This window comes from Gordonia gummivorans (assembly GCF_022513585.1).
Lineage (GTDB): Bacteria > Actinomycetota > Actinomycetes > Mycobacteriales > Mycobacteriaceae > Gordonia.
In genome coordinates this window covers 185,435-211,016 of record NZ_JAKWBF010000003.1, presented here as the reverse complement: position 1 = coordinate 211,016, position 25,582 = coordinate 185,435, and the positions used below count along the sequence as shown (strand labels likewise).

Here is a 25,582-nt window from a genome sequence, read left to right as displayed (position 1 = left end):
GAGTTGCGGACCGGACTGTGGGACCGGGCAGGGGACTGTCGGGGTTCGCCGGTAGTCTCGACGCGTGGCCCTGTATCGCACCTATCGCCCGGCTACGTTCGCCGACGTCGTCGGTCAGGAGCATGTCACCGATCCGCTGAGCCGGGCACTCGACGCCGGTCGAATCAATCACGCATACCTCTTCTCGGGGCCACGTGGTTGTGGCAAGACGTCGTCGGCGCGCATCCTCGCGCGGTCACTCAATTGCGAGCAGGGACCGACGTCGACGCCGTGTGGTGTGTGCTCGTCGTGCGAGGCGCTCGCGCCGGGTGGGCCGGGCAATCTCGACGTCATCGAGTTGGACGCGGCCAGCCACGGCGGCGTCGACGACACTCGCGAGCTTCGCGACCGCGCATTCTATGCACCGGCCGAGTCGCGCTATCGGGTGTTCATCGTCGACGAGGCGCACATGGTCACCACGGCCGGCTTCAACGCGCTGCTCAAGATCGTCGAAGAACCGCCGGAGCACTTGATCTTCGTGTTCGCGACGACCGAGCCGGAGAAGGTGCTGCCCACCATCCGTTCGCGTACGCACCATTACCCGTTCCGGTTGCTCGCGCCGCCGGTGATGCGCGGGCTGCTGGAGAACATCTGCGAACGCGAGCATGTGACCGTCGCGGCTGATGTCTTTCCACTGGTGATCCGTGCCGGTGGTGGGTCGCCACGAGATTCGCTCTCGGTCCTCGATCAGCTCATCGCCGGTGCCGACGAGAAGGGAGTCACCTACGATCGGGCGCTGTCGTTGCTGGGTGTCACCGACATCGCGCTGATCGACGACACGATCGACGCTCTTGCCGCAGCCGACGGAGCGAAGCTGTTCGGGACGGTCGAGAAGGTCGTCGACGCCGGACACGATCCCCGCCGATTCGCCATCGACCTCCTCGAGCGGCTGCGGGATCTCATTCTGCTGCAAGCTGTTCCGGACGCTGCCGATCGCGGGCTCGTGGAGGCGCCCGGCGACCAGCTCGCGCGGATGAACGCCCAGATCGCGTCGCTCGGGTCTGCGTCGCTGACGCGGTTCGCCGAGATCGCGCACGCCGCGCTCGGTGAGATGCGCGGCACCACCTCGCCGCGACTGCTGCTCGAGGTGATGTGTGCGCGCATGCTGCTGCCGGCGGTCTCCGCGGACGACGCAGCGTTGCTCCAGCGTCTCGAGCGGCTGGAATCGGGTGCACGGACGTCGATTCCGATCCCGGCGACCCCGGCCGAACCGGAACCGGAACCGAAATTCGTGCGTGCGTCCCAGCGCAAGGCGATCGAGGAGGCCAAGGAGCAGGCCGCTGCCGAACGCACCGCCGCCGAAGAAGCCGAGGCCGACGACCGCGTGCTCGCGCCGGCAGAGTCTGCTGCGCCGGCCGATGTGGTGGTGGCTGAACCGGCTGATGTGGTCACGCCTGAGCCGGCTCCAGTCGTCGCGGATACGACTGCTGCAGAAGCGGTTCGGGGTGGCGGGACGCCGACGGCACCGCAGCCTCCGGCGCGCACACCGGCGGCACGCACCGAGGCGGCACCCGAGCCCGAGCCAGAGAAGACGCCAGAGCCGACGCCGGTTCCGAAGCAACCGACACCTGAACTGACGCCCGAGCCGGAAGTTGCTGCAGCCGACGATATTCCACTTCCTGATGAACCCTCCGACGACTACGACGCACCACCCGACGATCCCCGGCCGCGCCTCACGTCGAAGGCAGAACCGGAGCCTGCAGAGCCGCCGGCTCCGGGGCTTGATCTGGACACGCTCCGCAAGCGCTTCCAGGAGGTGCGCACGGCCGTGCGTGGCCACAGTTCGCAGGGCAAGACCGTCGAGCCGATGCTGTCGTCGGCAACCGTCCACGATCTGCAGGATCAGACCGTGATCTTGTCGCACCCGGTGGAGATCCTCGTCGGCCGGTTGTCGGCGCCGCACGCCATCGCGATCATCAGGGAAGCCTTCAAGGATGTCCTCGGGACGGAGTTCGACGTCCAGACCATCCATCAGCCGCCCGGTGGCGGCGCTGCGCCATCCGGCCAGGCGCGTACGTCGGCGAAACCTGCGCAGTCGGCTGCCAAGTCGCGGCAAACCTACGCACGGCGCAGCCAAGCGGCCACGCAAACTCCTTCTGCTGCAACGTCATCGGTGGAATCGGCACCGGAGCCGGTGGCCGAACCCGAGGAGCCCGAGCCGCCGCGCGCCGATGAGGACATCCCCCAGGACGAACGCGAGGAAATGGTCGCCGACGCTCAGGCGGCCACACCCGAAGGCCGGCACGACCCGGGGAAGGCCGCCCTCGAGCTGCTCCAATCAGAGTTGGGCGCACGCCCGCTCGAGTGAGAGAACCCCCGCTCCCTGGTCCCGGATTCCGCTGCCTGAGGCGCGACGAGCGCTAGCGAGGAGCCTCGAAGGCCTGGTAAGCCAACGATGTCATCTCACCAGGGGCTTCGAGGCTCGCAGGCTCGCACCTCAGCCGGCGTGGGCAGGCTCGTACGTCGGCCGGTGGAGGAGTGGGCGCTCGTCTCTACAGAATCACGGTGTCAGGCGTCCCACCACGGGCGCAGCGGGAGGTCGCTGTTGCCGAACTTGTCGAGTTTGGTGGCCAAGACATGATGTAGCTGGATGATGTTGCGGTCGAACCCGATTCGACACCCCGCCATGTACAGGCCCCACAGGCGCGCGGTGCCTTCGCCGACCTCTTCGACGGCCTCGTCCCAATGCTCGACGAGGTTGACGTTCCAGTCGCGCAGCGTCATCGCGTAGTGCTCGCGGAAGTTCTCCTCGTGCACCACTTCCATGCCGCCGATGTCCTGAAGCTTGGAGATGATCTTGCCGGAGCCCGTCAGCTCCCCGTCGGGGAACACATAGCGGTCGATGAACGATCCGGCCCGGTTGCGTCCGGAGTTGTCCGGGCGGGTGATGCAGTGGTTCAACAGCATTCCGCCGTCGCGGAGCTTGTCGCGCATGAACCCGAAGTAGGCGGGGTAGTTGCTCACGCCGATGTGCTCGGTGAGACCGATCGACGACACCGCGTCGAAATCGCCCTCGGGGACGTCGCGGTAGTCGCTGTGTCGGACCTCGGCGAGTTCGCCGAGTCCCTCGTCGGCGATGGCCTTCTGCGCCCATTCGGCCTGTTCGGCGGACAACGTCGCGCCGATGACCTTGACGCCGCGTCGGGCGGCGTAGCGGACCATTCCGCCCCAGCCGCAACCGATGTCGAGCAGCCGGTCGCCGGGCTTGAGCCGCAGCTTGTCGTAGACGAGCCGGTACTTGTTGTCCTGTGCGGACTCCAGCGACGCGTCGCGATCGGGATAGACCGCGCAGGTGTAGGTCATCGACGGCCCGAGTACCCACTCGTAGAAGGTGTTCGAGACGTCGTAGTGATAGTGGATCACTTCGGCGTCGCGGGACTTGCTGTGCCGGAAGCCCTCGGCGAATCGGCGCCAGCGGGGCACGGCCTCCTGGGGCGGCGGTGCGATCGGCTTGAAGTGTTCGAGTCCGATGGAGCGGGCGATCTGCGCGAGCGCCAGGGCGGACGGACGGGTGAACTCGAGGTCGCCGGCCAGCGCGCGCAACGCCTCGTACGGGTCGCCCGGGTGTGCCCCGATGAGTTCGAGGTCGCCGGCGATGTAGGCGCGTGCCAGCCCGAGATCACCGGGCGCGGTGACCAGATAGGTTGTGCCACGCGGAGTTTTGAGATTCAGGCCGTACGGCGCGTCGATCGGGCCGGCGGAACTGCCGTCGTAGGCGGTGATCCGGATCTGGAGGTTCCCGCCGAGGAGCGACTCGAAGATCTCGGCAAGACTCATCTTGGTCGAACCGGTATCGAGTCCCGACGACGTTTCACGGAATGTGGTCATTGGCGCTTCACCGCTTTCGCATAGAGATCCAGCAGACGTCCCCGCGGGTCGTACCGCTTCTTGAGCAGCCGATAGTGTTCGCCGCCGTAGAGCTCGTCGAAATCCTCGGGGCTGTAGAAGGATTCCGAGTACAGCGACTTGTGACCGTCGAGCTCGGCCACCTTGTGTTCGATCATCTTGTTGGCGTGGCCGGGGTCTCCCGGCGTCACCGGGACCGCCGACCAGAAGCCGACGTTGACGTAGGTCTTGTGCGGTTGCAACGGATACAGCGGCCACGGGCGTGCGGGGTCGGAGCCGGAGAGTGCCGGCTCACGTAACCGCAGCGGGCACAGCCAGATCGGCTCGATCGGGATGTTGGCGAGAAACCATTCGAGGTAGGCCGTGGTGTTCTCGATCGGGACCTCGATGTCCTGGACGACGCGTTCGCCGGGCGGTTCACCCTTGCGTGCGTTGAGCCGGTCGCCGATGTCGTACCGCTGATCGAGGCCGATCAGCTTCCAGTAGAAGCTGCTGCGCAGATAGCGTTTGGGCCACAGGCGTCGGATACGCGGGTTCTGAGCGCCGAACGCGCGGGAACACCAGAACCAGTCGGTGTCCCAGCGCCATAGGTAATCGTTGATGGTCAGCCGGTCGGTCTTCTTGCTCTGGATGGACCGGTAATAGATGTCCATGCCGGTGTAGTCGGAGACCGGTCCCGGCTCGGTCGTCGACCGACCCAGCGTCAGGTAAGACTCGGTGGCCGAGAACACCACGCCGTCAAGGTAATCGACCTGCTGCCCGTCGTAGGTGCCGGTGTCGACGATCGTGCTCATCGTCGACTGCAGGTCGGCGAGCCGGTCGAAACGGACATGGCGCAGTTCGACATACGGAGACACCGGCACGAGCTCGATCTTGAGTCGCACCGAGTAGCCGAGTGTGCCGTAGGAGTTGGGGAACCCGAAGAACAGATCGGAATGCTCGTTCGTGGGTGTGGCGGTGATGATCTCGCCGCTGCCGGTCAGGATGTCGATCTCGAGCACGGCCTCGTGCGGCAATCCGTCGCGGAACGACGTCGACTCGATGCCGAGTCCGGTGACCGCGCCGCCGAGCGTGATGGTCTTCAACTGCGGCACCACCGTCGGCGCCAGGCCGTACGGGAGAGTGACCGCGACCAGGTTCTCGTAGGTGCACATGCCCGCGACGTCCGCGGTCTTCGCGTCGGGGTCCACCGAGATCACCCGGTCCAGACCCGAGACGTCCAGACCGGGATATGGATTGGCCGCACGCTTGCGAAACAGGTTCGACGTCTTCTTGGCCAGCCGCACGGTGGCCTCGGGCGGAATGGCGCGATAACTCGCCAGGAGGGTCGACACCCCCTGGTCGAAAGCCTCTGCCCCCATCTCCAACCGGTCAGAGTTCACTTGGCTAGCCTAGGACGTGATCAGTGCACCCGCCAATCAGTTCTAAGGAGAGCCCAATCGTGGGTCAGATTTCCGCAACTCAGTCGGTCGACATCGCCGCCGCTCCCGACGCCGTGATCGGCGCGCTGGCCGACTACAACGAGGTGCGTCCGGCGATCCTGCCCGAGCAGTACCGCGACTACGCCGTGATCAGCGGCGGCAACGGCGACGGCACCGTGGTGCACTGGATTCTGCAGGCCACCTCCAAGCGTCAGCGTGACGTGAAGGCCACCGTGTCGGTGGTTCCCGCCGCCGGGAGCGGAGCGAGCGGGGCGAATGCTGCAGCTACCGTCACCGAACGCGACGAGAACTCGACGATGGTCACGACGTACCAGGTCGTCGCCGCGGGCAACGGCTCCAAGGTGACCACCACGACCACCTGGAACAGCAACGCCAGCGGCATCGGCGGCTTCTTCGAGAAGACCTTCGCGCCGAAGGGACTTGCACGCATCCAGGCTGCGCTGCTCGCGAACCTCAAGACGCGCCTGGAGAGCTGACCGTCGGTGCGTCGGGGCCGCCGGCGACCATCGCCGCTGCCGATTCGTGACGGGGTCGATGCGACGCGTGTGGTCTTGCGCTCCGGCCCGGATCGGACCGTGCGCGAGTGCCTGCTGACCACACCCTCGCTCGACGGCCTCACCGACGATGACCTGAGCGATCGCGCCGACGCCGGAGAGATCGTCGATGCAGCCGGCCAACCGATCTCGCTGGACGACCCGGCCCGCCTGAACACGTCGATCTACCTCTACCGAGACGTCGCCGACGAGGTGCCGATCCCGTTTGACCTGCCGATCCTGTATCGCGACGACAACATCGTCGTCGTCGACAAGCCGCATTTTCTGGCGACGATGCCGCGCGGCCGACATGTGACGCAGACAGCGTTGGTGCGTCTGCGGCGCCAACTCGGCTCCGACGACGTCGCACCGGCGCATCGGCTCGATCGGCTGACCGCCGGAGTGCTGCTCTTCACCCTGCGGCCGCAGGTGCGCTCGGCCTACCAAGAGTTGTTCGCGTCGCGGACCGCCGCCAAGGAGTATCGGGCGCTTGCCCCGGTCGACGCATCGCTGACCGATACCGTCACCGTGCGCAACCGCATCGAGAAAACCGCCGGGGACCTGCGCGCACTCGTCGTCGACGGCCCGGTCAACGCGATCAGCGACGTCACCCTCATCGACACCACTATGGATGGCGGCGTCTACCGGTTGGTCCCGCACACCGGTCGCACGCACCAGCTGCGGCTGCACATGTCGCAGCTGGGCGTGCCGATCGTCGACGACCCGCTCTATCCTGACGTGCGCCCCGAACTGGCGGCGCGGCCCGACAAGGGAGACTTCTCCGCACCACTGCGACTGATCGCGCATGCGCTGGAGTTCACCGACCCGATCACCGGCGAGCGTCGTCGCTTCGAGAGTCGGCGGTCGGTGACCGGATGAGCACAGACGGTCATGATGGATACATGGCGCTTGATCTGTGTTGTCTCCTGTGGGCTCACCCCGGTCGTCGGGCGGAGATGCACTCCTACGAGGACAAGGTGCTTGCCCTGGTCGCCGACCATGGGGGCGTCGTGCGACAGCGCGCTATCCGTTCGGTGCGACAGCGCGCCCTCTGTGACGATCCGGACGGGCCCGACGAGCTTCAGATCATCTCGATCGGGGACCGAGCGGCGCTGGACCGCTTCATGGCCGATCCGCGTCGGACTGCACTGGCCGCCGAGCGTGACAGTGCGATTGCACGCACCGAACTGTTCGAGGTGGCACTGGTGGCCACTCCCGTCACCGAGGAGACGACATGACGCAGTTGCTGCGAGTCCAGAATTTCGGGGTGTCGCGCGACGGATACGGCGCGGGCGAGGGACAGAGCGTCGAGCGTTCGTTCGGTCATGCCGATCCGGCGAGCATCTTCGCCTGGGCGGGGGCAACCGCGAGCTGGCCCAATCGGACCGAACCCGGCGGCACTCGCGGTCTCGACGACTACTTCACCCGCGACTTCCACCACAACATCGGCGCCGAGATCATGGGGCGCAACAAATTCAGTCCGCTGCGCGGTCCCTGGGAGGATCACGACGAGTGGCTCGGCTGGTGGGGCGACGAACCACCATTCCACACCCCGGTCTTCGTGATGACCCACGATGCTCGGCCGTCGTTCAGTCTGTCCGACACCACCTTCCACTTCGTCGACGACGAACCCGCAGCCGTACTCGAGATGGCGCGCGCAGCGGCCGACGGCAAGGACGTGCGACTCGGTGGCGGGGCGGCGATCATCCGCTCATTCCTCGACGCCGACCTCGTCGACACCATGCATGTGGCCGTGTGCGACGTCGAACTCGGTGGCGGATCGCGGCTGTGGGAGACACCCGACGAGCTGCTCGACCGCTTTTATCTGGAGGTCGTGCCCAGCCCGAGTGGCGTCACGCACCACCTGTTCTGGCGACGCTGACGTCTGGACGCGTCCGCTAGCCTGGCGAGGTGACGATCCGCGCGTCGTATGAACGACATCCCGACCTGGGATGTGAGGCCGTCGTGTTCATCGACGACGAGTCACTGGCCTGTTTCCAGATCCAACGCGACCTCGTCGGCGGTCCCCGCGCCCACGAATACTGCGTGACCACCGGGGCCAGCGCGCCGATCTACGGCGGGATCGCCGACTGGCGCCGCGTCGAGGACCGGTTCGAATTCGCATTGACGCGTCGCGCGAGTCGCCTCTTCGGGGACGAACTGCTGTCCTTCGAGATCAGCCCCGCCGACGAGTCCACCGTCGACGACATCGCGGCGCATGTCGATCGATTGCTGCGTTGAGCTGACGGTTACCCTGGACGGGTGACTCAACCTTTCGATCCCAGCGCACTGTTCGGCGGCGGCGGGGGTGGCGACAACCCGATGGCCGGGCTGTTGGCCCAGGCCCAGCAGATGCAGGAGCAGCTGCTGAACGCACAGAACGAGATCGCCGCGACGGAGGTCGTCGGGACCGCGGGAAACGGCCTGGTCACCGTCACCGGCAACGGCACCGGGGAGATCACCGCAGTGACCATCGACCCCAAGGTCGTCGACCCGGACGACGTCGAGACCCTGCAAGACCTGGTGCTCGGGGCACTCGCCGATCTGTCGACGAAGCGCGAAACGCTCGCGACCGAGAAGATGGGCCCGCTCGCCGGAGGACTCGGCGGCCTGCCGGGACTCGGCTGAGGCCCCACCGAAGAAGCCGGGACCACCGATGTACGAGGGACCGATCCAGGACCTGATCGATGAGCTGGCCAAACAGCCGGGACTCGGGCCCAAGGGCGCCCAACGGATCGCGTTTGCGCTGCTCGCGGGCGAGAAGGTCGACATCGACCGGCTGATCGCCGCCCTCGGTCGGGTGCGCGACGACGTGACCTTCTGCGCCGAATGCGGGAACGTGTCGGCCAACCGGCTGTGCCGCATCTGTTCGGACGCCCGGCGCGACGCCACCAAGATCTGCGTCGTCGAAGAGCCCAAGGACGTGCACGCCATCGAGCGGACGAAGGAATTCCACGGCCGCTATCACGTGCTCGGAGGTGCACTCGACCCGTTGTCGGGGATCGGGCCCGATCAACTGCGCATTCGCGAGTTGCTCCGGCGTCTGGCGAACACCGAGGACGGCAACGACGTCACGGAGATCATCGTGGCCACCGATCCCAACACCGAGGGCGAGGCGACCGCAACCTACCTGCTGCGCATGCTCAAGGACTTCCCCGGACTGTCCGTGACGCGACTGGCGTCGGGGCTTCCGATGGGCGGAGATCTTGAATTCGCCGACGAACTCACACTCGGGCGGGCCTTGTCGGGTCGTCGTATCCTCGCCTGAGCCGCTGCGGCCTTTCCGGCGGCGCGTGCCGGGACGGCGTCTGCTAGAGATATAGGGATGCCGAGACGGGGGAGTGTGTGTTGAAACACCGAATGGGTGTGCGATTGCTGGGTGCCGTCGTGGCGATCGGCGCCGCCGCGGGTGTACTGACTACCCCGCCGCAAGCTGTCGCGGCCCCGCAGTCGTTGCAGTGGGGTCCCTGCCCCAAGGTGCACAGCACCAGCAGTGCCGTCCAGTGCGCAACGGTCGTTGTGCCGCGTGACTACGCCAAGCCGAATGGTCCGACGATCAACGTGACCGTCAGCCGCATCCCCGCCCGCGACCCGGCGCACAAGATCGGGGTGCTGGTCGGCAATCCGGGCGGTCCCGGCGGCGACGCGCTCGGCCTCTTCTCGTGGGCGCCACCTCCCGCACCTGTGCGCGACCGCTTCGACCTGGTGGCCGTCCAGCCACGTGGGCTGTGGAGCGCCACGCCGATTCGGTGTGCAAAGTTCAACGCCGACAACGACATCGAAGCATTGATGAACTACGGCGCGATCAATCGGCAACGCTGCGAGCGGCAGAGCCCGGGCTATCCGTCGACCATCACCACCGAGAACACCGCACGAGACATCGAGATGGTGCGACGCGCTCTCGGAGTCAACAAGCTCAGTCTGTACGGACTCTCGTACGGCACCACGCTGATGGCCACGTATGCGACGTTGTACCCGCAGCACACCGATCGTCTCGTGCTCGACTCGGCCGTCGACCCGACCGGTGTGTGGAATCGTGTCGGCAACGACCAGACGCCCGGGTACAAGGCGCGGGTCAACGCGATGATGACGTGGATTGCCCAGCACGACAACATCTATCACCTAGGGAAGACACCACTCGCGGTGTACCGCAAGTGGAGTGCGCTGGTGGAGAAGCAGGCGGGTGTACCGCCCTCACTGGCCGCGCCGCCTGCACAGGTGGGCGATGTTCCGCCAGGCCTGAAAGCCGTGTCGCAGCAGTACATTGCGGGCGTCAACCTGACTGCCGATGTGCGGGCGCGGTGGGAGAACTTCGTCGCGACGATGCTGACCGGCAAGGAGCAGTCGGATTCGTCGTTGCTCGTCGGGACGCGTCAGCTCGCGCCCGACCGCAACTACTGGCCGATCGTCGCATTGCGCCTGGCCAACAAGCTCCCGCGTCGGAAGGCCGTCAAGCCGACGCAGGAGGAGATCGCCGCCGCCGAGGCGTCGAGCAATATGCACAACATCATCATGTGCAACGAGAATCAGTACCCGGCGCAGCCGTCGCAGATCCCTGCGGCGCTCTTCAGCAACCTCGTCGTCAGTGACGTCTTCGACGCTCCCGGACTGTTCTGGGGCGCCGGAATCGCCTGCGCCGGAACCACTCCGATCGTCCGGCCGGTGGCCACCCGAAACCGTGGGCTTGCGGTGCAACCGTTGCTGATCAACAGCCTCGGGGATCCGCAGACGCCCTATCGCGGCGCGATGACGTTGCGCGCGCAGATGGGTGCACACCTCATCACGGTCGGCGGCGGTGATCACGGACAACTCGCCCGCGGGAACCGTCCGCTCGACGCCGCCATCGCCCAGTATCTGATCACCGGCCACACGTCGGTGACGTCGACACCGCAGGCGCCGATCACCACGCCGCTCACCCGTCTGCCCGGCCCTACCTCCGCGTCGCGCAGCGAGCGGGTCGGTTACGGCTGGTGACACCCGTCGCGGCGGCAGGGCTCGATCCTGCAGTCGACGCTCGGCTCGACGCTCTCGCCGCCGAGATGGTGTCGGGGATCGTTGCGATCGACGGACCGTCGGGCGCGGGCAAATCCCGCGTTGCCGACGCGCTGATGGCCAAACTTGCCGCCAATCGCACCGGCGCGGTCCTCGTCCGCACCGACGACTTCGCCACCTGGGACAACCCGGTGGCGTGGTGGCCGGAGCTGGAAACCGATGTGCTGCACGCCTTTATCCGCCGCCACGACTATCAGTACCGGCCGCGTGTCTGGCACGACGGGGTGCCCGAGCCCGGACCCCGCGTCTGGTATCGCTGGCAACCGTTGCTGGTCATCGAAGGCGTGTCGTCGGCTCGGCGTCGGATCGCGAACCGGCTGACGCACACCCTGTGGCTCGACGGTCCACCCGCGGAAGAACGGCTCGAACGCGCCGTCGCACGCGACGGCGAGCAAGCGCGACCCCACCTCGCACAGTGGCAACAGTTCGAGCGCGGATGGTTTGCCGTCGACCGCACCCGAGAGCGTTGTCGGGTTCTGGACTGATCGGCATAGGCTCGGAGCATGACCATCGCCGACCTCGACCGGGAACTGGTGCAATGTCGCGCCTGCCCGCGGCTCGTCGAATGGCGTGAACGCGTCGCGCAGGAGAAGCGGGCAGCGTTCGCCGACGAGACTTATTGGGGCCGACCGGTACCCGGCTTCGGGCCGACCGACGCCGCAATCGTGATCATCGGCCTTGCCCCTGCCGCCCACGGTGCCAACCGGACCGGCCGGATGTTCACCGGTGACCGTAGTGGCGACATGCTGTTCGCCGCGCTCTTCGAGGCCGGGCTGGCCAATCAAGCGACCGCAGTGTCGGCCGACGACGGGATGAAGCTGTACCGAACGAGAATGACGGCACCGGTGCATTGCGCACCGCCGCAGAACAAGCCGACCCCCGAAGAACGGGACCGTTGCGCGCACTGGATGCATGCGGAGCTCGAGTTGCTGGCACCCAGCATGCGGTCGGTGGTCGCGCTCGGTGCGTTCGGATGGCGTCAGACACTGCACACTCTCGCGGAACTGGGCTGGACCGTGCCGCGCCCGCGGCCGGTGTTCGCCCACGGTGCCACGGCATCGCTGGCTCGGGGGCAGCAGGAGATCGTCGTCTTCGGTTGCTACCACGTCAGCCAGCACAACACCTTCACCGGCCGGCTGACCTTACCGATGGTCGTCGATGTGCTTACTGCCGCAGCAGAATTCGCGGGAGTCGATCCGGGGAACTCAGCCGCGTCGTCCGGCGACGAGCCGTTCGCGTCGTAGGCGGTCGACTTCGGGTAGTTCCAGCGGGTCGAGTCGTTCGACGCCCATCGCCCGGGCCAACAGGAAATCGGCCAACTCCGGATTGCGGGCCAGTGCCGGTCCGTGCATGTAGGTTCCGATGACCGAACCCTGCACCACACCTTCGGTGCCGTCGCCGACGCCGTTCCCGACGCCGTGTCGCACCCGGCCGAGTGGCCGGGCGTCGGAGCCGAGTGTGCTTCCGCCACGGTGGTTTTCGAATCCGGTGAGCGGCGAGGTGAGTTCGTCGATGACGGGGTCGGTGACGAGTTCGCCGATGCTGCGAGCCGCTTGCGGCGACGTCGTGAGGTCGAACAGCGAGATGCCGTCGACGCGCTCGCCGGCCGACGTCTCATACCAGTGTCCGAGCACCTGGATGGCCGCGCAGATGGCCAGGACCGGACGCCCGGCCGCGGCAGCGCGCTGTAACCCGGGGAACTTGGTCAGGTGGCGTGTGGCGAGCCGCTGGGCGTAATCCTCTGCGCCACCGAGGGTGTAGACGTCCAGGGACTCGGGTACCTCGTCGTCGAGCGTGATCTGCACGACCTCGGCGTCGATGCCGCGCATCCGGGCGCGCTGCCGCAGGATGAGCGCGTTGCCGCCGTCGCCGTAGGTGCCCATCACGTCAGGCAGGACCAGCCCGATCCGCACAGTGGACTCGCTCATTGCTCACCCCTCCGGGACCGAGCGGCACGATCCAGGGCGATACCCAGATCGCGGAACGCGGTGTAGTTCGCGAGTACCTCAACGCGGCCCGGCGGACAGGATGCGATGGCGCGCACGGGATCCGGGATGGTGGTGTGTTCGGCGCCCGCGTAGAGCAGCCGGACCGACAAGTCGGCGGCACGTTCGCCGGCGGCGACCACGGCCATGGTCTCGAATGCCTCGAACCGCACATCCCACAGCCACGAGAGATCCTCGCCGTCGGGGACCTGGCCGTTGACGGCGATCACCAAACCGTCGGCGTCCTGGTCGATCATGGAGAGGGCCTCTTGCCAGCCGGCCGGGTTCTTGGCGAGCAGAGTGCGCACGGAGTGATTGCCGACCTGGTGGATGCCATACCGTCCGGCGACCTCGCCGACGGTGCCGACGGCTGCGACGGCCTTGTCCGGATCGGCGCCCATCGCGACCGCTGCCGCGACCGCCTGCGCGGCGTTGCCCCGGTTGGCCCGCCCCGGTACCGCGAGATCGAGGCGCGACCGGAAGCCGTCCGGGCCATAGATGTTCTCGTCGTCGACCCACCAATCCGGGGTGGGTCGACGGAACGATTGGTCGCCGGTCGAATACCAACCGTCGTCGGATCGGACGATGGGCTCGCCGGTGCGTGGACAGCTCACCGAGTCGCCGACCCAGCTCGCGCCGGCCGCCACCCACACAACATGCTCCGCGTCGAAGGCGGCAGAGGTGACCAGCACGTCGTCGCAGTTGGCGACGACGGTCGTCTTCGGATGGCGCGAGATTCCTTCGCGCAGCCGTCGCTCGATCATGTTGATCTCGCCGACGCGATCCAGCTGGTCGCGGGAGAGATTGAGCAGCACAAGGACTTCGGGGTCGACGGCGTCGCTGACGTGCGGTACGTGCAACTCGTCGACTTCGAGCGCGCACACCGGTGCGCTGCGCTGCAGCGTCAGGGTGGCGATGATCCCGGCGTCCATGTTGGCGCCATCGGCCTGGGTGGCCACCTCACCGATCTCGGCGAGTGCCGCAGCGGTCATCCGAGTGGTGGTGGACTTCCCGTTGGTCCCGGTGATGATCGCGGTCCGTTTGCCTGCGGCGAGTCGTCGCATGATGTCGGGGTCGATCTTTGCGGCCACGAGACCGCCGATCATCGAGCCCTTGCCTCGTCCTGCCGTGCGCGACGCCCAGCGGGCCGCGGCGGCAGCCGTCAACGCGATCGAGGTGCGGACAGGTACACGGTCGGGCATGGGGACGAGTCTGTCATAGGACTTCGGCACGGGTGTGTGCGCAGATGCGCACGCCGCGTAAGGTCCCTGCTGTGAGCCGTGCCACAACGATGAAGCTGTCGCCCCTCGCCCGACCCCAGCGCGCCCTCATGTCGGGGATGGGAAAGCTGCAACCCCTGGTCTCTCCGCTGTTCGGTAGACGCACGCGAGTGAACGCCGACGGTGAACGGCTGGCGCCGGAGATGGCTGCCGTGGGCTGGTCGGCGGCGCACATCCCCGGGATGGGTCTCGGCGGTCCAGAAGTGGAGCCCTCGCGTCGTGGTGTCGACGAGGGTGCTGCGGGACTGGCCGAGAAGTTCCCGCCGTTCGCGGTCGAAGAAGATCTGGTCATCGACTCGCCGAGCGGGCCGATCCCGGCGACGCGATACCGTGCCCGCGAGGAATCGTCCGGTCTGCTGGTGTTCTTTCACGGTGGCGGTTTCGTCCTCGGCAGTCGGATCAGCCACGACGGTCTCGTCCGGCGACTGGCCCTGGGTGCAGACGTCGACGTGCTGTCGGTAGACTACCGGCTCGCCCCCGAGCACCCTTTTCCGGCTGCCGTCGAGGACGCGGTCGCGGCATGGCGGTTTGCGGTCGAGGCGGCGCCTCGCTGGGGGCGCTCGCCGAACCGGATCGTCGTCGGCGGCGACAGTGCCGGTGGAAACCTGAGCGCGGTGGTGGCTCAGCAGGTCCGCGGCGACGGCGTGACCCCGTGCCTGCAACTGCTGCTCTATCCGATCACCGATCTGGGGAATGTGCGGCCGTCGCGCCGCGAGTTCGAGTCTGGCCTGTTCCTCACCGAGGAGCGGCTCGAATGGTTCAACAACCATTACGTGCCGGAACCTGCGATGCTCACCGATCCACGCTGCTCGCCGCTGCTGGCCGAGGACCTGAGCGGCCTCGCTCCCGCGCACGTCGTGGTGGCGGGCTTCGACCCACTCCGCGACGAGGGCCTCGAGTATGCGCAGCGGCTGGTCGACGCCGGAGTTCCGGTCACGGTGCAACGAGAGGGCGCCATGATCCACGCCTTCGCCAACATGACGCTGATCAGCGCCGGTGCACGCGCGGCCGTGGACCGGGTCAACGAGGCCGTTCGTGAAGCGATCGAGAAGGTGCAGCCCGAGGACTGAATCGAAGAGTACTGCTTTCAGGCCTCCTGAACTGCGGAAACGCTTCGACCCCACCGCTCCCTGAGGTGCGAGGAGCGCCAGCGACGGTCCGCTACGCCCCCACCGCTCCCTGAGGTGCGAGGAGCGCCAGCGACGAGCCTCGAAGGGCCTGGTGAGACAACAATGTCATCTCACTGGGCCGAAGCTCGCAGGCTCGCACCTAGCCGGCGGGGAGGCGTTCTTCCCGCCGCCACGATCGTCGCCGTCACCTCATCTCAGCCGGCGACCGGGAGCCGCGGCACCGACGAGTTGGGGCTCGGCGCTGTCGTCGGCCGACGGAGTTTCCGGCAAATGCGGTCGGGACACCGGCGCGGCGAGCACGCCTGCCGCGCACCCCACGATCACGACAGCGGCCCCGGCCAGCTCGACGATCGTCGGCGTCTCACCGAGAAACGCCCACGACGCGCTGATGCCGACGATGGGCACGAGCAGCGACAACGGTGCGACGCGACTGGCCGCGTGCCGGGACATGAGCGAGGTCCAGATTCCCGAACCGGCGATAGTGCCGAGTAGCACCACGTAGGCGAGACCGCACAACGCGAGGATGCCGGTGTGGGTGCCGAGGGTGGCGACCGCGTCGAATCCGGCCGACGGTCCCTCGACCGCAAGGCTGAGGGCATAGAGCGGGATCGGCGGGATCACCGACATCCACAGCGTCATGCGCAGGGCGTCGTCGGGCTGTGCGAGCCGCCCGCCGATGTTGCCGAAGGCCCAGGACAATCCGCCGAGGACGGTGAGCGCGATCGGCAACAACGCGCCGACACCCAGACTGCTGTGCGCGGTCCGATCCACCGCGATGAGTGCCATTCCGCCGACCGCCGCGACGATTCCGATCACCTGCAGCGGCGCCATGCGCTCCCGCAGGAACACGACGCCGAGGATGACGGTGAACGGCGCGGAGGTCTGCAGGACGAGTGAGGCGAGACCTGTCGGCATGCCCAACTCCATCGCGAGGAACAAGCACGCGAACTGCAGTGTGCCGAAACCGACTGCGTACAGGAAGAACCAGCGCAGTTGCACCTTGGGGAACCGCACGAACAGCATCACCGGGATCGCCATGACCGCGAACCGCAGCGCCGCGAAGAAGAACGGTGGGAAGTGGTCGAGGCCCAGGCGGATGGCGATGAAGTTGAAACCCCACAGGAGGACGACTGCCAGGCCGAGGGCGCGATCACGTGGGGACATGATTGCCATCGTGCGGCCTGAATCGGTGAAGGACAATCGAATTTATCCGCATAGATAGTTCATACTTGCTACATTAATTGCCCGGTGGTGAGGCTTGCCACAATGCCGACCCGGTGTGGCATCATTCCGGCATGAGCAGATTCGGGGTCATGCTTTCGGGTGCAGCGACAGTTCTCGCCGTGACGGCGGTGGGGGTGGGCACGACGATCGGTGCGGCCGACGCGCGGGCCGTCGTCGGCCCGCGCATCGCTGTGTCGATTTCGGGCAACACCGATTGGCAGGTCACTTTCGACAAGGGCGACGCACGGTCGGAGAGGTGCAAGCTCTTTGTCGGGAACAAGGTTGTGCCGATCTCGACCGGTGGCACGGCGACCGTGTCGGGTGCGGCGGTGAAGGCCGGCCGGCACCCGGTGGTGTTGAGGTGCGGCCGGCAGAGCAGCCCCACACTGTGGCTCTATGCGCCGCGCGGCCAGATCAACGACATCGCGACCTGGGCGAGCAACACCACCGCGGGCATCCTCGGGATCTGAATTCAGCGCCAACCGAGTTCCGGCGCCACATGCGTCAGGATCGACTCGATCACGTGTGCGTTGTATTCGACGCCTAGTTGGTTGGGTACCGTCAGCAGCAGCGTGTCGGCGGCCGCGATCGCCTCGTCCTCGCGTAGTTGCTCGATGAGCTTGTCGGGTTCGTCAGCGTAGCTCCGACCGAATCGCGCGACGCTGTTGTCGATCACGCCGACCTGGTCGTCCTCGGCACCACCACGTCCGAAGTACATCCGATCGCGATCGTCGATGAGCGCAAAGATGCTGCGGCTCACCGAGACTCGTGGTATGCGCTCGTGCCCCTCGTCGGCCCAGACCTTGCGGAAGCGTTCGATCTGTTCTGCCTGCAGCTGATGGAACGGCACTCCGGTGTCCTCGGTCAGCAGGGTTGAACTCATGAGGTTCATGCCTTGGCGGGCCGTCCATTCGGCCGTCGCACGCGTGCCTGCGCCCCACCAGATCCGATCCCGGAGCCCGGGTGATTGCGGCTCGATGGGCAGCAGGCCGGGCGGATTGGGGAACATCGGCCGAGGGTTCGGCTGCGCGAATCCCTTGCCCTCGATGACCTTCAGGAAGACGTCGGTGTGCTGACGCGCCATATCGGCGTCCGGCGCCGGGAACGGAGCGAGCGGGTCGCGTGTTGCCGTCGATTCCTCAGGTGGGACGTAGCCGAAGTACTTGTAGCCGTCGATGACCTGCTCGGGTGAGCCACGGCTGACGCCCAGCTGCAGGCGGCCGCGCGAGATCAGGTCCGCGGCGCCCGCGTCTTCGGCCATGTACATAGGGTTCTCGTAGCGCATGTCGATCACGCCGGTGCCGATCTCGATGCGGTTGGTGCGCGCGCCGATGGCTGCCAGCAGCGGGAACGGTGATGCGAGCTGGCGGGCGAAGTGGTGCACACGGAAGTAGGCGCCGTCTGCGCCCAGTTCCTCGGCTGCGACCGCCAGTTCGACGGACTGCAGCAAGGCGTCGGACCCGGACCGCACCTGCGAACCGGGGGAATCGGACCAGTGGCCAAAGGAGAGGAAACCGATGTTCTTCATAACCGTCTAAACGTACCGCGGTCCGTTTAATTCCGACCCCGGCGATGCGGTGTCCAGCACCAGTCCCATGACCACGGCGTCCCAGAGTTCGCCGGAGCGGCGCCGGTAGTGCCGCCGCAGACAACCCTCTCGCACAAATCCGAACTTCTCGTAGAGTCCGATCGCCGGACCGTTGTGCGGCCAGACCTGGAGTTCGAGTTTGTGGGCTCCGCGCTCGGTGCTCCACGCGATGGCCTCGGTCATCAGTGCACTGCCGATTCCGCGGTGTCGCCAGGCGCGGTCGATCTGCATGCCGAACTCGGTGACACCGGGCAACCCGAAGGCGATACCGAGACCGCCGACGATGTCGTCGCCGATGAGCGCGATGAACAGTGCCTTGTCCTCGGAATCGACCAGCGACCGGAAGAGTCCGCGCTCGCGCGCCGGGTCGAGTGGGGCCTCGGAGCCGATCCACACCCCCTCGGCGGCCACGCGTTCACGGAGATCGAACAGACCCGCGGCGTCGTCCTCGATCGCCGGTCTGATCACGAGGTCATCGGTCATGTCCAGATCGTAGTCCGCGAAAAACGATAAGACAGTAGCCCTTTCGTCTTACGCTCTCAGCGTCGCACGACCGCAGGTGGAGTCCAGCGGCCATCGAGAACCTCGGGATGGGGTTGGTAGAGGCGCATCGTCACGCCAAGGGTGCCACGCGGTGCGGGCAGCCAGTTGTCCCGTTTGTCCGCGCCCGGATCGGCGTGCTGGAGATACAGATCCAGCGAACCGTCGTCGTTGTACCGCAAGCGATCTCGATCGCCGATGGCGAATCGGTCGAGCTCGTTGGCCACCTGATAGCCCTCCGCGTCGTACATGGTCACCGACCAGAACGCGTCCACCGGTGGCAGCCCGTCGGCCGGGAAGTGGATGACATAGTCGTTGTCCCCGTCGAGTGGTGTGCCGTCCGCGTCGGCCACCAGCACCGGGTACGCGGCGTCGTCGGCCGGGTTCGCCCCGAGGCCGAGCAGCGTGATGCGTGCACGCTGCAGGTAGTCGTTGCCGTAGACCCCGATCGAGTTCGTCAGGGTCATCCATCCGTTCACCGGCTGCGCAAGGTGTGAAAGGTCGGTGATCTTCGCCAGCGCGGCAGCCCGGCCCTTCTCGAGTTCGGCCAACGCTGCGTCGTCGAACTGCGCAGCATCGAACGGCATGCCCGGCACCAGTCCGATGCGCGCGATCCGCGCCAGCACGGAGAAGTCGGTCGGATGCGGAGGATTGACAGCCAGGATCTCGGCCGCCCAGGCGAAGAACTCCACCACAGACAACCCGTTGACGAGTCGCACGGGTTCGGTCTGCACGTCGATGTCGCCGCCGGTCGTCGCGAGGTTGCCGGGTGTGAGTTCGGTGATCGACAGTCCGTCCTGAAACTTGCCGACAGTGGCGTAGTCGGATGGGCCGTTTGTCTGGACTCGGCCGATCGCCCACACGTGGGGAGTCGGAGTGATGATGAGGGTCGCGACGTCGGGGATCACGCCGTTGTCGAGGCCGACGTTCCCCGGACCGACGAGAACGTAGCGCGCGGGACCGTTGCCGGTGGTCCGGGTGCCCGGCGCCGCGAAAACGTCCGTCCACATGTCCAGGAACGGCAGCATGTAGTAGCGATCGGCCTCGGGAACCTCGATCAACACCGGTCCGCCGGTGAGATCGAGCCAGACCATCGAGTACAGGGTGTCGAAGTTGGGGCGGACCACCGAGCGGAACTCGGCGGTGGGGAACGCCCGCAAGTGGTTGAAGCGATTCGCGCCACCGAAGCCCGACGGCGACCGCGGCGATGTCTGCTGTCGCCGGGTGACGTCCATCGTCACGAGTGGGTACAGGTAGGTGTACGCCTCGGCGGCCAATGTGGCCAGGTTGTCGTTCGGGGAGCTTGTCATGTCCGCCCTCGCGGTCGGTGGAGTTTGGGTCGACGGAGCATGGTCGGCGCTGCTCTCACGGCGCCGCCGAATGGCCGCCCTGACCACGTCGGCAGCGTTGTCATCGGGCGTTGCTCGCACCACGGGATGCCCGATGACGGCACCTCGTTGCAGGCGGCCAGGTCGGATCATCTCCACCTCCACACTCTCCGAGCACCACGGTCGACGCCGACCGACCACATCGTCACCGACAATGTTCTGTCCATGCGTCACCCGGTTCGTATGACCGACCGTCTACGATTCCTTCGAGTACGGACGCGTTACTGCAGCGTGTCGTGAAGATCCGGGGAACTGAGGTGCGCGATGGGCCAGCCGGCTCTGCAGGTGGTGCCGAGCGGTGGACGCCCGGCCGTGCCGCCCGGTTTCGTGCGCCGTCCGCGCGTTGCCGACGCGCTGAACCGAGGCGTGCGCCATCCTCTGACCGTGGTCTGCGCGGGAGCCGGCTACGGCAAGACCCTTGCAGTGGCCGCATGGGCGTCGAAGACCGACCAGCACATCGCCTGGCTGGTGGCAGGTGGCGCAGGTGGCCTGCGATCGTTCTGGCTTGGCGTGGTCGCGGCGATCACCGACGCCGACGGTGACTCCGGCAACGCGGCACTTGCCGACCTCACACCGGGCGTCGAGTTCGGTTCGGCCGAGCTCGAACGGATCCTCGACGCACTGTGCGAGTTGAGGGCGGACACGGTCCTCGTGGTCGATGACTTTCACACGATCTCCGATCCGGAGGTGATCGCCTCCATCAGCGAACTCCTCGATCGCCGGCCGTCGACGCTGCGCCTGGTGCTGATCACCAGGACCGAGCCGCCACTGCGTCTGCGGCGCCGCCAGATCGCCGGTGACCTGGTCGAGATCGGCGCCGACGAACTCGCCTTCACCAGGCCCGAGGTCGAGGAGTTCTGCCGTCGAGCGGGTGCCGACGTGTCGTCCGCCGACATCGACGTCATCGTCGAGAAGACGGCCGGCTGGCCCGCAGGCCTCCGGCTTCTGCTGCTCTCTGCCGACCGCGGCGACCTGCACGAAGGTCTGCGCAGGTTCGGCGGCAAACAGCGGCTCGTCGCCGCCTACCTGCTCGAAGAGGTGCTCGATCACATCGCGCCGAGCGATCGTAAGTTCTTGCTGGCCACCAGTATTGCCGACCCTATCAACGCAAACCTGGCGCGGGCGCTGACCGGCCGAGCCGACAGTGGAACCGTGCTCGATGGGCTGGTGGCGATCAACGCGTTGACGGTGCAGCTGACCGATCGGGAGGGCTGGTATAGCTACCATCCGTTGCTGCGTGAGCTGCTGCGTTCCCGGCTCGACGCCGAAAACCCTGACATCGCGGCTCCTTTGCACCGAAAGGCGGCAGCCTGGTTTGTCGGTGCGGGGGACCCGATCGAAGGTCTGCGGCATCTCGGGCTGGCGGCCGACTGGGATCAGATGCTGACGGTCCTGGCGACCGTGGCGGTTCCGTTGATCCTCTCACCGCACGCACCCGCTCTCGTCGCCGCGATGAGTCCGGCCACGGTGCAGAATTCGCGCGGCCCCACCGTGGCCACTCTCCTGATCGCCGCTGTCGCCGAGTTTCAACGTGGCGACTTCGCAGCGATGCATCAGAATGCAATGGCTGCAAAGGAATTCGCCGAGGAAGGCCTTCCCGCGCGACTCATCATCGCGCTGTGTGAGATGGTCCACGCGCGAATCAGCCGTCTCGCCGAACTTGTCGACCGCGGTGCGGCGGTCGCGACGATCGTGCGGAGCGTCCCGAGTTCGGAGCTGCCGAGTGCGGCCGGGCTCCTGCTCATCGCCGAGAACGCCCGCGGCATCGGGCTGATGCATCGCGGTGACCTGGAAGCCGCGAGCCAGATTCTGGCCGTGTGTCGGGATCGCGCTGCGGGCGCAGGCATTTCCCTGATGGCGATCGCCGCTTCGGCCTACCTCACCATCATCGACGTCATCCACGGTGCGCTTCCGGCGGTTGGCCGGCAGGTGGGTGAGGTCCTCGCCACGGTGGACCGTCGAGGCTGGAGTCGGGAGCCGCAGGTCACCGCGCTGTACGCCGCGGCGGCGCTGATGCACCTCGAGCGCAACGAACTGAAACTCGCCGAGGCCGCCGTGGAGCGCGGATGTCGGGGCAGCAGGACGCAATCCGATGCGGGGGCGCGAGTCTTGCTCGAGATCGCCGCGGTCCGGATCGCCGTCGTCCGCGGCGATGTGTTCGCGGCGCGAGAGGCGCGAGTGCGGCTGACCGCAGTGTGTGCCGCGGCGGGCGCCCTGCCTGACCTGTTGCGACGGTGGTCGCATGTTGCCATGACCGACGTCGACCTGATGGAAGGCGCGGCGACCGATTCGGTGCTCGTCGAACCGCCCGAGGGTGATGACTACGCCGCCGCCCTGGAACGTACGCTGCTGGCGCAGTTCTACTTACGGACGGGCCACCCGGAGGAAGTCTTTCGTGTGCTCGGCAACGCCGCACGGTTTGCTCCGTACCGGGTGATCGCTGCCAAGGCCGCGGTGCTCGGAGCCGTTGCGGCTCATATGCTGCGTCGCGACTCCGATGCGCTCGTACGGATCGGCGAGGCCATCGCGCTGGCGGAACCGGTGGGTGCGGTGCGACCATTCATCGTCGGCGGCCCCTCGGTTCCGAAGCTGCTTGAGCGATATCACGTTGTCGGAGAACGAAATCAACGCTTTGTCGAGCATGTCTTGGAGCAATTGGCCGACGGTCCCCGCCGTCCGATCGAGGACGACGAGTCGGCCGACAGTCACCTCACCGAACGAGAACTGGCCGTTCTCCGCTATCTTCCGACGATGTACAAGGCCGCCGAGATCGCGGCAGATCTGTTTGTTTCGGTGAACACCGTGAAGACGCACCAGCAATCGATCTACCGCAAGCTCGGGGTCTCCACCCGCCGCGCCGCCGTCGAGCGTGCCCGCGAGCGAAATCTACTCTGAGGCAAGGGCCGACACAATCGCCCGACCGGGAATACGGCCGCGCGCCACCAGCTGCGCGCCGCTTGCACGTGCCGCCCTGGTGAAGGATGCGGTCGACAGGTATTCCCACACGATGACGGCGGCCGAACGTCCGGGCGAGATGGACGACGCCAGGTTCTCCACATCCTCCCAGGCGAGGAGTTCGGCAGTTGTGCCATCGAGGACCGTGAGTCCGCTGTCGACGAGTTCTTCGACCTCGACGACGTCGATCTCGCCGGTGTCGCGGCGCGAGAACACCAGGAGGTCGAGAATCCTAATGGTGCCGTCCCGTACGAGCCCGGCGAGCTCGATTGTCATGGCGTTGCCGAAAGATGTTGTACTGTCCGGGAATTCATAGACAACGTAATCCACAGGTCCGAGTTCGGTCGAATCGGGCATCGAACCTCCTCGGCGGTTGTGTGTACCCAAGTGTCGAGGTAGCCGGGTCCGATGTCCTCATCCCGATCGGGTGAACGGGGTGCTGCGCGCAACCGAACGACTCGGATCCGCGGTTAAGCATCATCGAACGGTCTTCGGTGGTTGACGTAGCCTTTCTTCATGGACATCAAGAGGTTGCGCATCCTGCGCGAGTTCGCCGACCGCGGTTCGGTGGGCGCGGTGGCCGACGCCATGCATCTCACGCCGTCGGCGGTGTCGCAGCAACTGAAGGTCCTGGCACGCGAGGCGGGCGTCGAACTCGTCGAGCAGGACGGTCGGCGTATTCGTCTGACCCCGGCCGGACGGGCGCTGGTTCTGCGTGCCGATGAGGTGATCGCCGTGATCGAGCGCGCACAAGAGGAGATGGCGTCCTATCGCGGTGGCAATGCGCTTGTCCGGCTCGCGATGTTCCCGTCCGGATCGACGCTGCTGCTGCCCACAGTGCTCGACGGTGCGGCCGCGGCCGGCATCGACATCGACGCGTCGCACCTCGACGTGGGCTATCCCGAGGCGCCACCGGCGCTCGCCGACCATGACGTGGTCGTCACCCACCGCGACGAGCGAACCGCGTCGGTCAGGTTGCCGCGGGTGGTGGTGACAGAACTGATGCGCGAGCCTGTTGACGTGATTGCCTCCGGGGCATCGGAACTGGCTCTGCGTGATTCGGTATCGGTGTCGGAGCTGGCCGATTTCGACTGGATCTCCGTCGAGGGTGGCTTCCCGGTCGACGATGTGCTTTTGTCGATCTCCGCGATCACCGGAGTGGCTCCACGGGTGACGCAGCGAATGCTGGATTTCACCACCATCGAGGCATTGGTTGCGGGCGGTCATGGGATCGCCCTCATGCCACGCTATGCCGTGCGTCATCCCGGGGTGAGAAGGCTTGAGCTGAAGGGTGTTCGGGCCGCGAGGGTGTACGAGGCGCTGACCCGTCCGGGTGGCCGCAGTGCTGTCGGAAGCGTCGTGGGCCTACTCCGCGAAGCCAGTGACCTCGCGAAGTAGCGCCCCCGACCCGTCGACCGGGCGTTACAGGCCCAGATCCCGACCGATGATGTCCTTCATGATCTCGGTGGTGCCGCCGAAGATCGTCTGGATGCGAGAGTCCTTGTAGGCGCGGGCCACTCGGTACTCGTTCATGTAGCCGTAGCCGCCGTGCAACTGCACACAGGCGTCGATGACGCGCTTGCCGAGTTCGGTGCACCACCACTTGGCCTTGGACGCATCGACGGCCGACAGATCGCCGTCGAGGACGGCCTGCAGGCAGCGGTCGATGTAGACCTCGGCGAGGTCGAGCTCGGTGGCGAGCTCGGCCATCACGAACCGGTTGTGCTGGAAGGTTCCGATGGGCTTGCCGAATGCCTTGCGGTCCTTGACGTATTGCAGCGTCTCGTCGAAGATCGCGCGGGCGCTGGCGATGGCGCCGATGGCGATGGAAAGGCGCTCCGACGGCAGGTTCTGCATCAGGTGGTAGAAGCCCTTGTTCTCCTCACCGAGGAGGTTCTCCTTGGGTACACGCACGTTGTTGAAGTTCAGCTCGGCGGTGTCGGCCGACTTCAGGCCCATCTTGTCGAGCTTGCGGCCGCGCTCGAAGCCCTCCATGCCACGTTCGACGACGAGCAGCGAGAACGCCTTGTGTCCGGCGCCCGGATCGGGGTTGGTGCGGCAGACGACCACCACGAGGTCGGAGTTGATGCCCGCCGAGATGAAGGTCTTGGCGCCGTTGACGATGTAGTCGTCGCCGTCCTTCTTGGCCGACGTCTTGATGCCGGCGAGGTCCGATCCGGCTCCCGGCTCGGTCATGGCGACCGCGAGAATGGTTTCACCGGTGGCAATTCCGGGCATCCAACGCTTGCGCTGCTCCTCGTTCGCAAGGTGCAGGAAGTAGGGGGCGAGAACGTCGTTCTGCAGGCTCAGGCCCGGCGCGGCTCCGTCGAACTTGGCGAATTCTTCGACGACGACCGCGTTGAATCGGAAGTCCTCGCTGCCGCCGCCACCGAACTCCTCGGGGATGTTGAAGCCGAGCAGTCCGGCGTCGCCGGCCTTCTTGTAGATCTCGCGATCGACCTGGCCGTTGGCCTCCCACTCGTCGCTGTGGGGTGCGCATTCACGAGCGAGGAACTCCCGTGCGGTTGCCCGCAGTGCCTCGTGGTCTTCGTTGAAGATGGTGCGCTTCAATGTGATTCA

25 protein-coding genes are annotated in these 25,582 nt (G+C 66.6%); 15 read left to right on the top strand and 10 right to left on the bottom strand.

Features of this window, described 5'->3' with window-relative positions:
• Positions 1-64 precede the first annotated feature (64 nt).
• Positions 65-2,347, top strand: a complete 2,283-nt coding sequence (locus MKW15_RS04015; protein ID WP_240856273.1) for a DNA polymerase III subunit gamma and tau — start codon at positions 65-67, stop codon at positions 2,345-2,347.
• Between the two features lie 200 nt (positions 2,348-2,547).
• On the opposite strand, the gene MKW15_RS04010 is transcribed toward MKW15_RS04015, so the two are convergent.
• Positions 2,548-3,867: a class I SAM-dependent methyltransferase gene (locus tag MKW15_RS04010; RefSeq protein WP_240856272.1), complete on the bottom strand. Its 1,320-nt coding sequence runs from the start codon at positions 3,865-3,867 to the stop codon at positions 2,548-2,550.
• Entirely contained in the window at positions 3,864-5,246 is a 1,383-nt protein-coding gene (locus MKW15_RS04005) for an FAD-binding oxidoreductase (RefSeq protein WP_240856326.1), read from the bottom strand. Before MKW15_RS04005 ends, MKW15_RS04010 begins: the two co-directional genes overlap by 4 nt.
• Positions 5,247-5,326: 80 nt before the next feature.
• On the opposite strand from MKW15_RS04005, the gene MKW15_RS04000 reads away from it, so the two are divergent.
• From MKW15_RS04000 to MKW15_RS03955, 10 genes are all read left to right on the top strand, one after another.
• Complete coding sequence (locus MKW15_RS04000) at positions 5,327-5,803, top strand: SRPBCC family protein (RefSeq protein ID WP_240856271.1); 477 nt, start codon at positions 5,327-5,329, stop codon at positions 5,801-5,803.
• A gap of 69 nt (positions 5,804-5,872) precedes the next feature.
• Complete coding sequence (locus MKW15_RS03995; RefSeq protein WP_240856270.1) at positions 5,873-6,739, top strand: pseudouridine synthase; 867 nt, start codon at positions 5,873-5,875, stop codon at positions 6,737-6,739.
• Between the two features lie 23 nt (positions 6,740-6,762).
• Positions 6,763-7,098: a hypothetical protein gene (locus tag MKW15_RS03990; protein WP_240856269.1), complete on the top strand. Its 336-nt coding sequence runs from the start codon at positions 6,763-6,765 to the stop codon at positions 7,096-7,098.
• A complete protein-coding gene (locus MKW15_RS03985; RefSeq protein WP_240856268.1) occupies positions 7,095-7,742 on the top strand; it encodes a dihydrofolate reductase family protein in 648 nt (215 codons plus the stop codon). Before MKW15_RS03990 ends, MKW15_RS03985 begins: the two co-directional genes overlap by 4 nt.
• A gap of 29 nt (positions 7,743-7,771) precedes the next feature.
• Positions 7,772-8,101 carry a hypothetical protein gene (locus tag MKW15_RS03980; RefSeq protein ID WP_240856267.1) on the top strand — a complete coding sequence of 110 codons (330 nt, stop codon included), beginning with the start codon at positions 7,772-7,774 and terminating at the stop codon, positions 8,099-8,101.
• A 21-nt stretch (positions 8,102-8,122) separates the two neighbouring features.
• A complete protein-coding gene (locus MKW15_RS03975) occupies positions 8,123-8,488 on the top strand; it encodes a YbaB/EbfC family nucleoid-associated protein (RefSeq protein ID WP_240856266.1) in 366 nt (121 codons plus the stop codon).
• A 28-nt stretch (positions 8,489-8,516) separates the two neighbouring features.
• Positions 8,517-9,128: a recombination mediator RecR gene (gene recR / locus MKW15_RS03970; protein WP_240856265.1), complete on the top strand. Its 612-nt coding sequence runs from the start codon at positions 8,517-8,519 to the stop codon at positions 9,126-9,128.
• Between the two features lie 92 nt (positions 9,129-9,220).
• Entirely contained in the window at positions 9,221-10,834 is a 1,614-nt protein-coding gene (locus MKW15_RS03965) for an alpha/beta fold hydrolase (RefSeq protein WP_240856325.1), read from the top strand.
• A gap of 65 nt (positions 10,835-10,899) precedes the next feature.
• Positions 10,900-11,397, top strand: a complete 498-nt coding sequence (locus MKW15_RS03960) for a uridine kinase family protein (protein WP_240856324.1) — start codon at positions 10,900-10,902, stop codon at positions 11,395-11,397.
• Between the two features lie 18 nt (positions 11,398-11,415).
• A complete protein-coding gene (locus MKW15_RS03955; protein WP_240856264.1) occupies positions 11,416-12,156 on the top strand; it encodes a uracil-DNA glycosylase in 741 nt (246 codons plus the stop codon).
• Here MKW15_RS03955 and MKW15_RS03950 read toward each other — a convergent pair.
• Positions 12,118-12,840 (bottom strand): type 1 glutamine amidotransferase, encoded by a 723-nt coding sequence (locus MKW15_RS03950; RefSeq protein WP_240856263.1) that lies wholly within the window; start codon positions 12,838-12,840, stop codon positions 12,118-12,120. The two genes, MKW15_RS03955 and MKW15_RS03950, sit on opposite strands and share 39 nt — an antisense overlap.
• Positions 12,837-14,099, bottom strand: a complete 1,263-nt coding sequence (locus MKW15_RS03945) for a MurT ligase domain-containing protein (protein ID WP_240856262.1) — start codon at positions 14,097-14,099, stop codon at positions 12,837-12,839. The genes MKW15_RS03950 and MKW15_RS03945 overlap by 4 nt, the downstream gene beginning before the upstream one ends.
• A 71-nt stretch (positions 14,100-14,170) precedes the next feature.
• Here MKW15_RS03945 and MKW15_RS03940 point away from each other — a divergent pair, with 71 nt between their 5' ends.
• Positions 14,171-15,247, top strand: a complete 1,077-nt coding sequence (locus MKW15_RS03940) for an alpha/beta hydrolase (protein ID WP_240856261.1) — start codon at positions 14,171-14,173, stop codon at positions 15,245-15,247.
• A 249-nt stretch (positions 15,248-15,496) separates the two neighbouring features.
• On the opposite strand, the gene MKW15_RS03935 is transcribed toward MKW15_RS03940, so the two are convergent.
• Positions 15,497-16,471, bottom strand: coding sequence for an EamA family transporter (locus MKW15_RS03935; protein ID WP_240856260.1), 975 nt, complete (start codon positions 16,469-16,471; stop codon positions 15,497-15,499).
• Positions 16,472-16,602: 131 nt separating this feature from the next.
• Between MKW15_RS03935 and MKW15_RS03930 the strand changes: the two genes are divergently transcribed.
• Positions 16,603-17,001, top strand: a complete 399-nt coding sequence (locus MKW15_RS03930) for a hypothetical protein (RefSeq protein WP_240856259.1) — start codon at positions 16,603-16,605, stop codon at positions 16,999-17,001.
• 2 nt (positions 17,002-17,003) lie between these two features.
• On the opposite strand, the gene MKW15_RS03925 is transcribed toward MKW15_RS03930, so the two are convergent.
• From MKW15_RS03925 to MKW15_RS03915, 3 genes are read right to left on the bottom strand one after another with little or no spacing between them, the layout of a single operon-like run.
• The gene (locus MKW15_RS03925) at positions 17,004-18,059 is read right to left on the bottom strand and encodes an LLM class flavin-dependent oxidoreductase (RefSeq protein WP_240856258.1); all 1,056 of its coding nucleotides are present in this window, start codon (positions 18,057-18,059) and stop codon (positions 17,004-17,006) included.
• A 6-nt stretch (positions 18,060-18,065) separates the two neighbouring features.
• Entirely contained in the window at positions 18,066-18,602 is a 537-nt protein-coding gene (locus MKW15_RS03920) for a GNAT family N-acetyltransferase (RefSeq protein ID WP_240856257.1), read from the bottom strand.
• A 56-nt stretch (positions 18,603-18,658) separates the two neighbouring features.
• Positions 18,659-19,969 (bottom strand): DUF1254 domain-containing protein, encoded by a 1,311-nt coding sequence (locus tag MKW15_RS03915; RefSeq protein WP_240856256.1) that lies wholly within the window; start codon positions 19,967-19,969, stop codon positions 18,659-18,661.
• A gap of 342 nt (positions 19,970-20,311) precedes the next feature.
• Between MKW15_RS03915 and MKW15_RS24345 the strand changes: the two genes are divergently transcribed.
• Positions 20,312-22,942: a LuxR C-terminal-related transcriptional regulator gene (locus MKW15_RS24345; protein WP_276614557.1), complete on the top strand. Its 2,631-nt coding sequence runs from the start codon at positions 20,312-20,314 to the stop codon at positions 22,940-22,942.
• On the opposite strand, the gene MKW15_RS03900 is transcribed toward MKW15_RS24345, so the two are convergent.
• Positions 22,934-23,359 (bottom strand): DUF6325 family protein, encoded by a 426-nt coding sequence (locus tag MKW15_RS03900; protein ID WP_240856255.1) that lies wholly within the window; start codon positions 23,357-23,359, stop codon positions 22,934-22,936. The two genes, MKW15_RS24345 and MKW15_RS03900, sit on opposite strands and share 9 nt — an antisense overlap.
• A 159-nt stretch (positions 23,360-23,518) precedes the next feature.
• Here MKW15_RS03900 and MKW15_RS03895 point away from each other — a divergent pair, with 159 nt between their 5' ends.
• Entirely contained in the window at positions 23,519-24,400 is an 882-nt protein-coding gene (locus tag MKW15_RS03895) for a LysR family transcriptional regulator (protein ID WP_240856254.1), read from the top strand.
• Between the two features lie 24 nt (positions 24,401-24,424).
• Here the strand turns inward: MKW15_RS03895 and MKW15_RS03890 are convergent, their stop codons facing one another.
• Positions 24,425-25,573, bottom strand: coding sequence for an acyl-CoA dehydrogenase family protein (locus tag MKW15_RS03890; RefSeq protein ID WP_240856253.1), 1,149 nt, complete (start codon positions 25,571-25,573; stop codon positions 24,425-24,427).
• Positions 25,574-25,582 lie beyond the last annotated feature (9 nt).